11 protein-coding genes are annotated in these 14,748 nt (G+C 64.6%); 2 read left to right on the top strand and 9 right to left on the bottom strand.

All coding sequences use genetic code 11. From position 1 onward, the window contains the following. Window positions 1–80: 80 nt before the first annotated feature. Together AC3IQ7_RS18125 and AC3IQ7_RS18120 are read left to right on the top strand one after the other, a co-directional pair. Window positions 81–2,798 carry a bifunctional diguanylate cyclase/phosphodiesterase gene (locus AC3IQ7_RS18125; RefSeq protein WP_489206906.1) on the top strand — a complete coding sequence of 906 codons (2,718 nt, stop codon included), beginning with the start codon at window positions 81–83 and terminating at the stop codon, window positions 2,796–2,798. 197 nt (window positions 2,799–2,995) lie between these two features. Next, window positions 2,996–4,429, top strand: a complete 1,434-nt coding sequence (locus AC3IQ7_RS18120) for an OmpP1/FadL family transporter (RefSeq protein ID WP_322426848.1) — start codon at window positions 2,996–2,998, stop codon at window positions 4,427–4,429. 81 nt (window positions 4,430–4,510) lie between these two features. Here AC3IQ7_RS18120 and AC3IQ7_RS18115 read toward each other — a convergent pair whose 3' ends face one another. Genes AC3IQ7_RS18115 through wrbA form a run of 9 tightly spaced genes read right to left on the bottom strand, consistent with a single transcriptional unit; the run spans window position 4,511 to window position 14,724 of the window. Further along, window positions 4,511–5,602, bottom strand: coding sequence for a threonine aldolase family protein (locus tag AC3IQ7_RS18115; RefSeq protein ID WP_489206905.1), 1,092 nt, complete (start codon window positions 5,600–5,602; stop codon window positions 4,511–4,513). A 10-nt stretch (window positions 5,603–5,612) separates the two neighbouring features. After that, a complete protein-coding gene (leuE, locus tag AC3IQ7_RS18110) occupies window positions 5,613–6,287 on the bottom strand; it encodes a leucine efflux protein LeuE (RefSeq protein ID WP_092605271.1) in 675 nt (224 codons plus the stop codon). A gap of 12 nt (window positions 6,288–6,299) precedes the next feature. Beyond that, window positions 6,300–8,162, bottom strand: coding sequence for an ABC transporter transmembrane domain-containing protein (locus AC3IQ7_RS18105; RefSeq protein WP_489206904.1), 1,863 nt, complete (start codon window positions 8,160–8,162; stop codon window positions 6,300–6,302). A gap of 36 nt (window positions 8,163–8,198) precedes the next feature. Next, on the bottom strand, window positions 8,199–9,275 hold the full coding sequence (locus tag AC3IQ7_RS18100) for a lipocalin-like domain-containing protein (protein ID WP_489206903.1): 1,077 nt from the start codon (window positions 9,273–9,275) through the stop codon (window positions 8,199–8,201). After that, window positions 9,275–11,866, bottom strand: a complete 2,592-nt coding sequence (locus AC3IQ7_RS18095) for an FtsX-like permease family protein (RefSeq protein ID WP_489206902.1) — start codon at window positions 11,864–11,866, stop codon at window positions 9,275–9,277. The genes AC3IQ7_RS18100 and AC3IQ7_RS18095 overlap by 1 nt, the downstream gene beginning before the upstream one ends. Next, window positions 11,854–12,282 (bottom strand): DUF4124 domain-containing protein, encoded by a 429-nt coding sequence (locus tag AC3IQ7_RS18090; RefSeq protein ID WP_489206901.1) that lies wholly within the window; start codon window positions 12,280–12,282, stop codon window positions 11,854–11,856. The genes AC3IQ7_RS18095 and AC3IQ7_RS18090 overlap by 13 nt, the downstream gene beginning before the upstream one ends. Beyond that, the gene (locus tag AC3IQ7_RS18085) at window positions 12,279–13,694 is read right to left on the bottom strand and encodes an FAD-binding oxidoreductase (RefSeq protein WP_489206900.1); all 1,416 of its coding nucleotides are present in this window, start codon (window positions 13,692–13,694) and stop codon (window positions 12,279–12,281) included. The genes AC3IQ7_RS18090 and AC3IQ7_RS18085 overlap by 4 nt, the downstream gene beginning before the upstream one ends. Before the next feature lie 11 nt (window positions 13,695–13,705). Continuing rightward, window positions 13,706–14,116: a DUF2069 domain-containing protein gene (locus tag AC3IQ7_RS18080; RefSeq protein ID WP_489210478.1), complete on the bottom strand. Its 411-nt coding sequence runs from the start codon at window positions 14,114–14,116 to the stop codon at window positions 13,706–13,708. Next, window positions 14,116–14,724 (bottom strand): NAD(P)H:quinone oxidoreductase, encoded by a 609-nt coding sequence (gene wrbA / locus AC3IQ7_RS18075; protein ID WP_099377573.1) that lies wholly within the window; start codon window positions 14,722–14,724, stop codon window positions 14,116–14,118. The genes AC3IQ7_RS18080 and wrbA overlap by 1 nt, the downstream gene beginning before the upstream one ends. Window positions 14,725–14,748: the final 24 nt, after the last annotated feature.

The raw sequence follows: 14,748 nt of genomic DNA, 5'->3' as shown, positions 1-14,748 counted from the left end.
AAATACATAGAAACGGCAGATGCTGCACCATGTTCTTGCGACAATTTGTAAATAATAATAATAACGCCGCCGTGGTGGAGATGAGCAGGGCCGATTTTCTCAAGGCTAATCTGCGCCTGATCCTGGCCTGGCCCTTGCTGGGCCTGGTCCTGTGCGCGGTGCTGTGGACGGCCACCTTGCTGCAACTGGAGGCGGAAAAGAAGGTGGCGCAGCAGCAGGCGCTCGACAGCGTGTCTTCGTTGTCGAAAGCGTATGGCCAGTATCTGTTGCGCACCCTGGAGCAGATGGACCAGCTGACCTTGCAGCTCAAGTATGAGTGGGAAAACTCGCGCGGCCAGTTGCGTCTCGACCAATTGAAGACGCAGGGCATGTATGCCTTGCCGCAATTTGCCATCGTCGCCATCCTCGACCGCAAGGGCCATCCCGTGACGGCCACGGCGCCGCTGCAGCGCCTGCGCGTCAACGAGCGCAGCGATTTCCTGTTGCGCCACTGGCGCAGCAATTCCAGCGCGCTGCGCATTGCGCTGGGGCGGGCCAATGCGGCCAACGCTCCCAATGCAGGCAGCGAGGCCACGGCGCCCGACGACAGCCTCGTGCATTTCACGCGCCGGCTGGAAGACGAGGATGGCAATTTCGACGGCGTGTTGCTGATTTCTCTTCATTCCAGCTATTTTTCCGAATTCTATAACAGTGTCAATTTTGGCAAGTTCGGCATGTCCGCCATGGTGGGCGAGGAGGGCGAGCTGTTCAGCACGCGCCTCGGCTCGCGCGTGCTGCCGACCCAGAACGCCCAGGGCACGCCGTTTCTCGACACCAGCTTCCTGGAAACGGAGAGCGGCGCCCTGCATTCGGGCGGCCGAATCGCTTTTTCCGACAAGCAAAATCGCTATGTGGGCTGGCAGGCGCTGAAAGCCTATCCGTTTACGGCCGTGGTCGGACTGTCGGATGGCGAAATGCTGCATCCCTACGAGGAAACGCGCACGATTTATCTCGGCATCGCCCTGGCCGTCACCTTGCTGCTGCTGGCTTTTGCCGCCGTCGCCACCGTGCTGTCGCTGCGCCTGGCGTGGCGCCACCACCAGTCCGAAGGCGTGCGCAATGCCTACCGCATGGCCACCGAAGGCACGAGCGACGGCTTTTATATCATCGCCGCCCTGCGCGGCACGGATGGCAGCATCCTCGATTTCGAGATCGTCGATTGCAACGAGCCGGGCGCCGGCTACTTTGGCGTGCGCCGCGAACAGTTGCTGGGCATGCGCCTGCAGTCGCGCGCCCACGAGCCGTATTTCCGCGACCTGATCCATAATTACCGGGCTGCCATGGTCTCCGGTTTTTCCGAGGAAGAGATCGAGTTGCCGGAAGGTAACCCGTTCAAGCTGCGCTGGATACGCCGGCGCTTGGTGCGCAGCGGCGACCGCCTGGCCGTCACCCTGCAGGACATCAGCACGGCCAAGGAGCACGAGCGCGACTTGCGCCGCCTGGCCAATGAAGATGGCTTGACGGGCTTGCCCAACCGCTACTGGCTGCAGCAATTCCTGCCCGGCGCCCTGGGCCGCGCCGCCATTGCGCGGCACATGCTGGCGCTGCTGTTCATCGACCTGGACGGCTTCAAGGATATCAACGATACGCAGGGCCACGCCGAGGGAGACAAGGTGCTGCGCGCCGCCTCCTTGCGCCTGAAGGCCGTGCTGCGGCCGGGCGACCACGTGGTGCGCCTCGGTGGCGATGAATTCGTCGTCGTGCTCGACCCGGTGGAAGACGACAGCCGCGCCGAACAGGTGGCGCAGCGCATCGCCATCGCCTTCGACGAACCGTTTTACCTGGGCAGCGAACGCCACAAGATGGGCGCCTCGATCGGCATCAGCCTGTATCCGCGCGATGGCGCCGAGACGGAAGTGTTGTTGAAGAACGCCGATATCGCCATGTACGCCGTGAAAGTGGCGGGCAAGGGCCATCACCGCTTCTTCCAGCCGGAGTTGTTCGAGACCATCCGCAACCGCCGCGAACTCGAGCAAAGCCTGGTGGCGGCGCTGGAGCAGGACCAGTTCCTCGTCGTCTACCAGCCGCGCGTCGACGCCATGAGCGGGCAGCTGTGCAGCATGGAGGCGCTGGTGCGCTGGCACCATCCGCAGCACGGCATGGTGCCGCCGCTGGAATTCATCCCCGTGGCCGAGAGCAGCGGCCTGATTTCGCAGCTGGGCGAAGTCGTCATCGAAAAGGTGTGCCTGCAGATGGCGCGCTGGCAGGCGAGCGGGCTGGAACTGGTGCCCGTCTCCATCAACGTCTCGGCGCGCCAGTTCGGCCGCGGCGACGTGCACCAGGTGCTGGCGTCCGCCCTGACGCGCCACCGCATCGATGCGCGGCTGATCGAGGTGGAAATCACGGAATCGGCCATGATGGATGAACAGAACCGCGCCGTGGAGCAGCTGTCTGCCATCCGCGCGCTGGGCGTGCGCCTGCTGGTCGACGATTTCGGCACGGGATACTCTTCGCTGTCGCAGCTGCAGAAGTTCGCCATGGATGGCTTGAAGATCGACCGCGCCTTCACCATGGAGCTGGGCCGCTCGGAGCAGGGCGAAGTGTTCGTGCGCGCCATCCTGTCGATGGCGCATGCGCTGGGCATGAGCGTGGTGGCTGAAGGGGTGGAGACGCGCGAGCAGCTCGACATCCTGCGCGCGCTGCAATGCAACGAGGTGCAGGGCTATTTCATTTCGCGTCCCGTACCCGCCGAACAGATGCTGTCGCTGATGCATCAGCGCTTTCTGATACCGCTTCCAACCCCGGCGCTGGCGCTGTAGAACGTCGCGACTGGCGAGGAAAACAACGCTGTTTCAATAAAAGAGCGAACGTTCGCTTTTTTCTAAAAAATATTATATGCTTCGCTCATGCCGTCAGTGAATTGGAGTTCACGGCGGCAAGAAAAGTGCAAGACGGGGCAGCTTGAGACGCCCGCGATAGTGTGCCGAAGACCTTCATATAATAAAGAGAGACCAACTTGAAACATAAATATCTGCCCCTCCTGATCGTTGCCGCGTTCGCCGGCATTTCCTCCACCGCACAAGCATCGGGCTACCGTTTCGGTTCGCAAAGCGTGTCCGCCCAGGGCACGGCTGATGCCAGCGGCGCCGAAGCGGCCGACGCTTCGACCATTTTCTACAACCCGGCCGGCCTGTCGCGCCTGGAAGGCACACAGTTCATGGGCGGCGGCACCCTGGTGGTACCGCATTCGACCTATGAAGACACGGGTTCGAAGACTTTCACCGGCCGCACGCCGGGCGGCACGACCAAGGACTACGCGCCGGACGCCGTCTTCGCACCAGCCCTGTATGCCAGCAAGAAGGTCAATGACCAATGGACCGTCGGCATGGGCCTGTTCGTGCCATACGGCGCCAAGCTCGATTACGGCAATGACTGGAGCGGCCGCTATGCGATCACCAACATCAAGCTCGAAGCCATCGCCCTGAATCCTTCTGTTTCCTTCAAGGTCAATGAACACCACTCCTTCGGTTTCGGCGTCACCGCTGAACACATGAAGGCGGAACTGGGCCAGGCAGTCGACGTGCCGGGTTCCGTGGCCTTCCTGGCCCAGCACGCGCCAGCCGCGTCGACAGCCTTCCTGACCAATATCGCCAAAACGCAGGGCCAGGCCGCCGCGCAGGCAGCTGGCGCCGCACTGAAGGGCGCCAAGGATGGCCATGCCTCGATGGATGGCGATGACTGGGGCTTCGGCTTCAATCTGGGTTATCTGTACCAGATGAATGAAGGTACGCGTTTCGGTATTTCCTACCGTTCGTCGATTTCGCACAAGCTGAAAGGCGACACGATCTGGGACTTCTCGCAAGTGTCGAACAATGCCGCCGTGAATGGCTTCATCAGCGCCGCATCGGGCAAGGTCAACTCCAAGGCGCTGGTGGAAGTGCGTACGCCGGAAACCCTGTCGGTCAATGCCTTCCATCAGATGGATGACAAGTGGGCCCTGATGGGTGACGTCACCTGGACCCGCACTTCGCGCCTGGAAAACCTGGATATCCAGTTCCCGCCGACGGCCGAAGGCCCGGAGCGCATCCGCCAGCAGTGGAAGAACACCTACCGCGTATCGCTGGGCACCAACTACAAGTACAGCGAAAACCTGCTGCTGCGCGCCGGTATCGCGCATGACCAGGCACCGGTGCGCAGCGCCGAACTGCGTCATCCAGCCCTGCCGGACAGCGACCGCATGCAGTACTCGATCGGCGCGAACTGGAAGCTGAACGCCAATTCCTCGCTCGACCTGGCCTACAGCTATATCGACTTCAAGGATGCCACTGTCAACTACAAGAATGACTGCTCGCCGGTGACCCCTGGCTGCACCGGCAACGGTGAAACCACCAAGGGCCTGTTCAAGACCCGCATGCAGTTGATCGGTCTCGCTTATAACTACAAGTTCTAAGCAGGTAGTGGCGGCCGACCCGGCCGCCATGAAATGAAAAAAGCGCCTTCGGGCGCTTTTTTTTGGTGTCACGATTGTCGATTAAGCCCTGGCGTGCATGGCCTGATCCAGCAGGCGCAAGGCATGCCGCACGCTGTCGTCCGGCAGTTCCAGCAACTGGTCTCCCACATACCATTCCACCACGCTGTGGTCGGGGAGCGCTGCGTGGCTGGCGCGGCTGAACAGCCAGATGCCGTGGTCGGCGGCCACCTGGTTGCGGATGGCAATGGCCCGCTCGCGCGAGACGGGCAAGTGCAGATGCAACATGTTGGCCTGCGGCTGGGCGGGATTGACGGCTATTGACGGGAAGTCGCGCAGCAGCGCGTACAGCCACTGCGTACGTGCAAAATACTGCGGCATGGCGGCCATGCGCTCGTCGAACTGCATGGCGGCGGCCACCACGTAGGGCGTGCGGTGCACGATATTGCCGCCCTGGCGGCGGAACCATTCGCGTGCCCGTTCGACAAAGCCGCGGCTGCCGGCCAGCATGGCGCCACCGAGGCCGCCGATGCCCTTGTACAGCGACACATACACGGAATCAAAACCATCGCAGATGGCGGGCAGGGGTTGCTTGAAACCCGCTTGCGCTTCCCACAGGCGCGCGCCATCCATGTGCAGGTGAATATTGTGCTCGTGGCAGTGCCGCTTGATCTGGCTCAAGTCTTCCCACGATGGGCACTGGCCGCCGATTTCGCGCATCGGCAGTTCAAGCTGCACGGCGCCCAGCGCATCGGGCACGGCGCGCAAGTCGTCCACCGTCCACGGACGGTGCGGGTCGCCGAGCATCAAGCCTTTGAAGTGATCGAGCAATTCATGGTTGCCCCGCTCGTGGCGCAGGATGTGCGAAGTGGGATGCAACGCCACCAGGCGCGAACCCCGCTCCTGGCACGCCAGGCGCAGGGCGGTGACCTGCGTCATGGTGCCCGTGATGCAGAACACGGCCGCCTCGAAGCCGAGCAGGCTGGCGATCTTGTTCTCGAACTGTTCGATCAGCGCGCCGTCGCCATAGGTATCGTGCGCAACATCGTTGGCTTCGCACCAGGCGGCCATGGCGGCGAAGGTGGCTGCTGGCGTGGGCTGGCGGTGGCCCGGCAGGACGGTATGGCAGCGCTGGCGCAGCTCAAGTTCGTTCACGGTGTTTTCCTTACAGTGTGGCCGTGGCCAGTTTTGCGCCGAAGCCGATGAACATGGCGCCGACGCCGCCGCCCATGCCGGCCGACAGGCGGCGACGGCGGCGGAAGGTCTCGGCCAGGCGGGCGCCGACAAAGATGATGGCCGTCAGATAGGTAAAGCTGATCACCTGGCAGATCAGGCCCAGGCCGATGAAGGACAGCACAGGGTTAGGGAAGGCCGGATCGACGAACTGGATGAAGAAGGAAATGAAGAACAAAATGGCTTTCGGGTTCATCAGGCTGATGATCAGGGCCTTGCGGAACGGGTCGCTTTCCTTGACGGGGGCAGGTACGGCTGCCGCTTCACCGTCGGCCGGCGCTGGTGCGCGCAGCTTGCGCCAGCAGCCTATCAGCATTTGCAGGCCGATCCAGCCCAGGTAGGCCGCGCCGATGTATTTCACCACGTAGAACAGGGCCGGGCTGGCTTTCAGCAGCGAGGCCACGCCGCAGGCCGACAGCACCATCAAAATCAGGTCGCCGGCGAAGATGCCGAAGGCGCCCTGATAGGCGGGGCGCACGCCGCGCTGGGCGGCGACCGACAGCACATACATGGAATTGGGGCCGGGCAGGATGACGATGAAGATCGTTCCCAATAAGAAGGTCCAGAAATCGGTGATGCCCAGGTTGGCGTGGAATAAGGCGTTCATGGCGAGTCGTGTTTAGTTGAGTTGTACGTGATGAAATTGCAGGGCAGCCAGGTTGGCGTAAATGCCACCCAGGGCCACGAGCGACGCATGCGTGCCCATCTCGACGATCTTGCCGTCTTCCATGACGATGATGCGGTCGGCCCGCTGCACGGTGGCAAGGCGGTGCGCGATGATGACGGTGGTGCGGCCCACCATGGCCGCTTCCAGCGCCTTTTGCACCAGGCGTTCCGATTCCGCGTCCAGCGCGCTGGTCGCCTCGTCGAGCAGCAGCAGCGGCGGGTTTTTCAGCAGGGCGCGGGCGATGGCGATGCGCTGGCGCTGGCCGCCGGACAGGCGCACGCCGCGTTCGCCGAGGAAGGATTTGTATCCGTTCGGCAGGCGCTCGATGAATTCGTGGGCTGCCGCCATTTTCGCGGCCGCGATCACTTCCTCGTCGCTGGCGCCGGCACGGCCGTAGCGGATGTTTTCCATGGCGTCGGCCGAGAAGATCACGGTATCTTGCGGCACGATGCCGATGGCGTCGCGCAGGGTATGCAGTTCCAGTTGCTTGATATCGACGCCATCGAGGCGGATGCTGCCGCTTTGCGGGTCATAGAAGCGCAGGAATAGCTGGAACAGGGTGGTCTTGCCAGCGCCGGAAGGGCCGACGACGGCCACCGTTTCGCCGGCGCGGATGTCGAGGCTGACGTGATCGAGCGCGTGGGTGTCCGGGCGCGACGGATACGAGAACATGACATCGTCCAGCGACAGCGCGGCGCCAGTGGCGGCGCGCGCGGGCAGCGGCAGCGGCGTGACAGGCGATTCGATTTCCGATTTGACGGCCATCAGTTCCAGCAGGCGCTCGGTGGCGCCGGCGGCGCGCTGCGCTTCGCCCATCACTTCCGACAAGGCGCCGATGGCGCCGGCCACGATGGACGCGTACAGGATGAACTGGCCCAGATCTCCGCCCGTCATCGAGCCTTCCAGCACGGCGCGCGCGCCCAGCCACAGTACGAAGACGATGGTGCCGAAGACCAGCAAAATCGCGATCATGGTGAGCAAGGCGCGGGCACGGATGCGGCGCATGGCCGTCATGAAGGCGCCTTCGACGGAGTCGCCAAAGCGTGTCGATTCGATTTTCTCGTGTGTAAACGCCTGCACGGTGGGCATGGCGTTGAGGATTTCACCGGCCATGGCCGAGGCGTCGGCGATGCGGTCCTGCGAGTCGCGCGACAGCTTGCGCACCTTGCGGCCAAACACGATGATGGGCACGACGACAAGGATCAGGAGGCCGATGATGATGCCGGCCAGCTTGGCGCTGGTGACGAACAGCATCACCAGGCCGCCCAGGAACAGCAGCACATTGCGCAGCGCCATGGAGATGCTGGTGCCGACCACGGCCTGGATCAAGGTCGTGTCGGTGGTGATGCGCGACAGGACTTCGCCCGTCTGCGTGGTTTCAAAGAATTCCGGGCTTTGCGTGACGACATGGCGGTACACGGCGCTGCGGATGTCGGCCGTGACTCTTTCGCCCAGCCACGATACCGTATAAAAGCGCGCCGCCGTGGCCAGCGCCAGGATGGACGCCACGCCGAACAGGGCGAGGAAGACCAGGTCGACGTGCTGGATGCTGCTCGAGCCTGCAGCGCCGCCGAAACCGAGGTCGATCATCTGCTTGAAGGCGGCGGGAATGGCCAGGGTCGAGGCGGCGGCCACCACCAGCGCGATACCGGCCAGGAAGAACTGCTTGCGGTACGGCGTCAGAAAGGGCATCAAACCCTTGAAGGCGGCCAGGCTGCCTTTTTTCAGTTCGCGGCTGGTGCCGGTGTCGGGAGTCGGTGCGGTGCTTGCGGCGGTTGCTGTACTCGTACTGCCTGTTTCTGTGCTGGTTGTCATTGTTTTTCGCTTAGTATTTACTGTATTTTGTACTGCTTATAACTTCATCGGCTGCACGTAGCCCGTCATTTCCAGGTAGGCGCGACCGACCGGCTGGCCGTCGCGCTCCACCGTCACGGCGCCTTCCCAGTACACGGCGCCCGTCGAGCGGCGCGAATCGAGTTCCTGGTCCGGCTGCAAAGGCTTGATGTGCCAGCGCGTGGCGCCCGTGCGGATCTCGGTGGCGACCGGGTATTCGGCCTGCGTGCGGGGCGAGCGCCACAGCTGCGTGGGCGTGAAATCGACGTCGCCGGGCGCGAACTGCGTCATCTTACCGGACGCATCGCGCCATGTCGCGTGCGCCCATAGTTTAGCACCTGTCTTGCTGCGGATCTGGAAGGCCATCAGGGCGCCGCCGTCGTCGAGGTTGGCGCCTATCCAGTTCCAGCCGCTGGCGTCCGCATCGAGCACCTGGCTGGACCACTCGTGATCGAGCCAGGTGGTGCCCGTCACGGCTTCCGGCTTGCCGCCCGCGCGCGCGATCGTGCCGCGGGTGGCAAGCTGCGGCTCGCTGTAGTAGTAACTCGATTGCGCGGGCCGCGCGCCCTTGCGCGAGTAGCCGCCTTCGCCCTGCAGCAGCACGGGCTGCGTGGGGGCGAGGGTCAGCTGCAAGTTGAATTCGCGCGCGGCCAGGCTGACCCGGTAGCTGCCGTCCGCCTGCCGCTGCATGCGCCAGTCGTCGAGCTTCACGTCCGTGTTGCCCACCTTGGCGTAGGCCAGGCCGAAGCCCTCGCGCGCGCTTTTCTCGTCGTGCAGCAGCTTGCCCACCTTGGGGTCGGACAGGGCCGCATGGCCGATGATCAGCTGCTTGGGTGCAAAGGCGCTGGGGTTGTCCGCATCGGTGGCCGTGGCGCTGCGAAAGAAGGTCACCTGGTAGCCCAGTTGTTCGCCGCCGGCGGTTTTTACCCAGCCCGTGGCGTACCACCATTCCGTTTTGTACGCGGGATGGGCGCCGAAGTCGTGCGGCAGGCGCAGGGTCTGGCCGGCCGGCAGTGGCGTGACGGGGGCGAAGGTGGGCGGCGCGGCGATGGCGGCGGCGCTGCAGAACGCGAGTAAAAGAGTCAAACGGCGCATTACCAGTCCTCCCTGACGGCGCGGATGGGGCCAGCGGACAGGGCTTGGCGGCCCGCGATGAGGGCTGTGAGGGCGGCCGCCGTCAGCAGGGCGGCGGCCACGGTGGCGATCAAGGGCCACGGCAGGTGCAGCTGCATGGTCCAGTGGAACGATTGCGGATTGACGATGAAGACGAGCACAAAGCTGATCAACAGGCCGAGGATAAAACCGGTGGCGATGCCCAGCGCCGTCAGCGCGCCGCCTTCGATCGCTAGGATGGACAAGATTTGCCCGCGCGTCACGCCCACGTGGCGCAGCATGCCGAATTCGCGGGCGCGCGCCAGGGTCTGCGCCGAGAACGTGGCGGCCACGCCGAACAGGCCGATGACGATGGCGATGGCTTCCAATAAATACGTGACGGCGAAGCTGCGGTCGAAAATCTGCAGGCTCAGGGCGCGGATGGCCGAAGGATTCGACACTTCCAGGCTGGCGCCAAACGGCAGCGCTTTCAGGCGTTGCTGCAGCGCGTCGCCCGTGGCATCCTTGGCCAGCCACAGGGCCGCGTCGCTGACATCGAGGTCGCCGGTCAGCGCGCGGTAGTCGTCCAGCGGCATCTGGATGGCGCCGGACGAGCGCGCGTAGTCGCGCCAGATGCCGGCGACAAAGAAGGTGTGCAGGCCGCCCGCCAGCGGCAGGGCGATCTGCTGGCCCGGTTTGACGTTGTACAGGTCGGCCGCCGCTTCGGACAGCCAGACAGGTTTCGCGCCCGCTGGCACGGGCAGCGTGTCGCCCACCAGCACCATGCTCTTGCCCGGATCGGCCAGGTTGACGGGGCGCGCCAGCAGCGCCACGTTCGGGCGGTCCGGCGCCAGCGACAGCGAACGCACGCGCTGGAAATCCACCCTGGCCACCTCGGGCAGGGCGGTGATGCTGGCCTGTTCGCGCGGATTCAAGCCTGCCGTGCCAGCGCTGGCGGTCGTGCGCGCATACACGTCGGCCGGCAAGATCTGCAGCAGCCAGTCGTCGACGGAAACGCGGAAACTCGACACCATGATGGCCATTGCCACCATCAGGCTAAAGCTCGACAGCACGCCACCGAGGGCGATGCCGGCCTGGCCCGAGGCGTTCGCCAGGCGGGCCAGGGTCAGGCTGCGCACGGGCGCGTGCGCGCTGGTGTCCGTGCGCAGCCAGGCGCGCTGCAGGAAGCGGAAGACGACGGCGGCCAGCTGCGGCATCAGGGCGATGGCGCCGATCAGCAGCAGGGCGATGGATAGATAGCCGAACAGGGGCAGTTCGAACACGGGCGGCAGGAACGTCAAGGCGCCGGCCAGCAGCAGACAAGCCAGCGCAGGCCAGGTCTTGGCCAGGCGCGTCGTCACCACTTCTTCGCTGCCTGATTTCAGGGCGATGGCGGGGGCCGCGCGCGCCGCTTCCAGCGCGGGCGCGGCGCAACCCAGCAAGGCGACACCGAGGCCCAGGGCAAAATACACGAAGGCGGCGACGGGCGTGAACTGCACCTGCGGCTGCACGCCCGCGAAATAGCCTGCGCCCAGGTCGCCGCCGAAGAAGCGCAGGGCGACGGCCGCCATGGCATAACCGCCGGCGATGCCCAGCGCCGCACCGACGATACCGAGGCTGGCGCCTTCCAGCAGCACCTGGCGCAGCAGTGTGCCCCGTTCCATCCCCAGCACGCGCAGCAGCGCGAACTGTCCGCGGCGGCGGATGACGGATAGCGCCTGCGTGGAAAAGACCAAAAAGGCGCCCGTAAACAGGGCGACGAGTGCCAGCACCGTCAGGTTGACTCGGTAGGCGCGGCTGAGGTTATTGTTGCGGCTATTCTGGTTTTCGTCATTCGGCTGGCCCACCTGGAAACGGCCCGGATACTGCGCTTCCAGTGTGCGCGCGAGATCCGCCTGGAAGGCGTCGCGGTTCACGCCCTGGCGCAGTTTCAAGTCGATGCGCGACAGCTTGCCCACCTTGTTGAAGCGCCACTGCGCCGCGCCGATATCCATCACGGCGATGCGCTGGCCGGCGCGCGCCCGCTGCAGCGAACCGGCCACGCGCAGCGCTACCGTGCCCGTGCCCGATTGCAGGGCCACCTGGCCGCCTTCGGCGACAGCCAGCCAGCGCAAGGCGGCTGGCGACAGAAAGACGGCGTCGTCGGCCAGGGTGTCGAAAGGCTGGCCTTCGGCGGGTGCGCCGATCAGGTCGGGCGAGATGAAGCCGGCGCGGAACACGTCGAGCGCCAGGATGTGCAGCGGGCCGCCGTCCTTCTTGCCGGCCACCGTGGCTTGCAGTTCCAGCACGGGCGAAGCGACGGCCACGCCGTCGTGCTGCGCCAGCCACGGGTAGATGGATTCGTCGAACAGCGCTTCGCGCCCCGCCACCTGCACATCGGCCTGGCCGGACAGGCTTTTGACGGCCGTGGAAAATTCGTTGAAGGCGGCCGCGTTGATCAGATGGATGGCAAAGCCCAGCGACACGCCGATGGCGATGGCGAGGATGGCGACGAGGGCGCGCACGGGATGCGCGCGCCACTCTCCCAGCAGCAGCCAGCGCGACAGCAGGCGCGTGCCCGCGGGATTTGCTGCCGGCGCACTCAATTCAAGCATTCGACGGCCAGGCGTTCGCCGGCGCGCCGCGCTTTCAATTGGGCCGCATCGCGGTTCTTGTCGCCCGCGCCGACGGCGTCTTGCGCCGCCCATTTCTGTTCCAGGCGCAGCTGCGCGCAGTGCTTGTCGCGCGCCTCAAGCTGCTTGGCGGCCTGCTCGCGCGCCTGGTCTTCCAGTTTTTCCTGTTTCTTGCGTGCCGCTTCCAGCTGGCTCGCCACCCGCTCCTGGCGCGTGGCCGCGCCCTTGTCGACGGCAGGCGGGGGTGCGGGCACCTCCAGGATTTGCAGCTGGCCGCCCGTGCATGGCGTGGCGCTATAGCTGGTCTGGCCATCCTTCACGCATTTGTAGACGTCCTGCGCACTGGCGGAACCGGTCAGCAAGGCCATGGTGCATAGCAGGATGGATGGCGACTTCACAATATCTTCCCCGGATTCATGATGTTCTGCGGGTCCAGCGCCTGCTTCACGGCGCGCATCAGCTGCAGTTCCAGCGGCGATTTATAACGCGCCAGGTCGTCCTTTTTCAGGGCGCCGATACCGTGTTCGGCCGAGATGGAACCACCAAATGCGTGGACCTGGTCGTGCACGATGCGGTTGATGGCATCCTGGTTGGCCAGGAAGTCACGGTCCGTCATGCCGGCGGGCGGCGCCACGTTGTAATGCAGGTTGCCGTCACCCAGGTGGCCGAAGCACACGAGCTGGCAGCCGGGGAAGGCCGTTGCCAATGCGGCATCCGTGACGCTGATGAAATCGGCGATGCAGGAAATCGGCAGCGAGATATCGTGCTTGATGTTCTTGCCCGCCTGCGCCTGCGCCAGCGGGATGTGCTCGCGCAGCTGCCATAGTCCCTCGGACTGCGCCACGGAACTGGCGACGACGGCGTCCTCGATCAACTCATCTTCCAGCGCCGCGCCGATGCTCGCTTCCAGCAATTCGACGGCGTGCGCCTCGGACTGGCTGCTGGATAATTCGAGCAGCACATATTGGCCATGCGGCTCGGCGAAAGGCCGCGACAGCTGCGGGAACTGTTCCGCCACCAGTTGCAAACAGTATTGCGACATCAATTCAAAACCCGTCAGGCTGGCGCCGCAATGGTCCTGCATCAGGCTTAATAAACGCAGGGCGTGGGCGGGCGAGGGCATGGCGGCCAGCGCCGTGATGCAGGCTTTCGGCTGCGGGTACAGTTTCATCACCGCGCCGGTAATGACCCCCAAGGTGCCTTCGGCGCCGATGTACAGGTCGCGCAAATCGTAGCCGGTATTGTCCTTGCGCAAGCCGCGCAAGCCGCTCCAGATCTCGCCTTGCGGCGTAACCACTTCCAGGCCCAGGCACAGCTCGCGCGTATTGCCGTAGCGCAGCACGGCCGTGCCGCCTGCGTTCGTCGCCAGGTTGCCGCCGATGGTGCAACTGCCCTCGGCCGCCAGCGACAGGGGGAACAGACAGCCGGCGGCGCTGGCCGCTTCCTGGATGGTTTGCAAAATGCAGCCCGCGTCCACCGTGATGGTGCGGTTGACGGGGTCGAGCGCGCGGATGCTGTTCAGGCGCGCCAGCGACAGCACGATGGCCGTGCCGGCCGCATCCGGGATGCTGCCCAGGACCAGGCCCGTGTTGCCGCCTTGCGGCACGACGGGAATCTGCCATTGCGCGCAGGCGCGCAGCACGCCGGCCACCTGCTCCACCGTGGCGGGGCGCAGCACGGCCAGGGCCTTGCCCGTAAAACGGTCGCGCCAGTCGGTGAGGAAGGGCGCCGTGTCGGCATCCAGGGTAAGTACGTAGGCGTCACCGAGCAGGTCGCGGCAGGCGGCGAGAAAATCTGTTTGGTCAGTCATGGACTTGTCGCTCATTTTTTGATGCTCACTTTCGTCACTTTTTCCAGCAGTTCCCTAGCCATGCGCTTGGCGGCCTTTTTATACGGGCGCAGATACAGCACGGCGCAGATAAAATAGATGCAGACGATGGCCGCTTCGCCCCAGGCCATCAGGGCCGAGGTGGGGTTCGTGTCGCTGTAGCCGCGCACCACGCCTTCCGTGAAGTACAGCAGGATCACCATCGACGACCATTGCAGGGTGTAGACGTCGCGCTTGATGACGCCGTACAGGGGAATGAGCAGGGGCGCCGCCTTCAGGACGACCCAGGAGCCGCCCGGCTGCAGCGGTGCGACGACGGTTTCCCACAGCACGCACCAGACGATCAGGGTGACGAGGCTGGCGATGGCGCCCCAGTGAAAATATTTGTGCAGTGCGCCGTGCATCATGCGCCTGCCAGTTTCGCGGCGTTTTCCGCCAGGCGCCGGCCCAGGGCGATGGCCAGGCGTTTTTCATCCTCGCTCAAGGCCTTGTCGCCATCGATTCCCGACCAGTGTGTGGCGCCATAAGGCGAGCCGCCGGTCGATGTTGTCATCAGTTCGGGATGCGTGTAGGGCAGGCCCATGACCAGCATGCCGTGGTGGAAAAGGGGGATCATCATCGACAGCAGGGTCGATTCCTGGCCGCCATGCAGGCTGCCCGTGGACGTGAACACGCAGGCGGGCTTGCCGGACAGGCTGCCGGCCAGCCAGTCGCTGGCCGTGCCGTCCCAGAAGTACTTCATGGCGGCGGCCATGTTGCCGAAGCGCGTGGGCGAACCCAGGGCCAGGCCTGCGCACTCCTGCAAGTCTTCCAGTTCCACGTAGGGTGCGCCGTCAAGCGGCACTTCCGGCGCCGTCGCCTCCGTCACTGTCGAGACGGCGGGCACGGTGCGCAGGCGCGCATCGCAGCCCGGCACGCTTTCCACTCCTTGGGCTATCAGCTCGGCCAACTGGCGCGTGGCGCCATGGCGTGAATAAAACAATACGAGAATAATCAGATTGGTTGGCTTCATCATTGGTATTATAGGGCGCTTTAC

This window comes from Janthinobacterium sp. GL_088, from assembly GCF_057837845.1.
Note: the sequence above shows the minus strand (reverse complement) of the source record. Positions and strands in the feature narration are given on the sequence as shown.

Bases quoted from the DNA above. Each gene is read 5' to 3' on its own strand.
- AC3IQ7_RS18085 (WP_489206900.1), bottom strand. From the start codon at position 13,694: ATGACTGACCAAACAGATTTTCTCGCCGCCTGCCGCGACCTGCTCGGT.
- leuE (WP_092605271.1), bottom strand. From the start codon at position 6,287: ATGAACGCCTTATTCCACGCCAACCTGGGCATCACCGATTTCTGGACC.
- AC3IQ7_RS18125 (WP_489206906.1), top strand. From the start codon at position 81: ATGAGCAGGGCCGATTTTCTCAAGGCTAATCTGCGCCTGATCCTGGCC.
- AC3IQ7_RS18105 (WP_489206904.1), bottom strand. From the start codon at position 8,162: ATGACAACCAGCACAGAAACAGGCAGTACGAGTACAGCAACCGCCGCA.
- AC3IQ7_RS18095 (WP_489206902.1), bottom strand. From the start codon at position 11,866: ATGCTTGAATTGAGTGCGCCGGCAGCAAATCCCGCGGGCACGCGCCTG.
- AC3IQ7_RS18080 (WP_489210478.1), bottom strand. From the start codon at position 14,116: ATGCACGGCGCACTGCACAAATATTTTCACTGGGGCGCCATCGCCAGC.
- wrbA (WP_099377573.1), bottom strand. From the start codon at position 14,724: ATGAAGCCAACCAATCTGATTATTCTCGTATTGTTTTATTCACGCCAT.
- AC3IQ7_RS18100 (WP_489206903.1), bottom strand. From the start codon at position 9,275: ATGCGCCGTTTGACTCTTTTACTCGCGTTCTGCAGCGCCGCCGCCATC.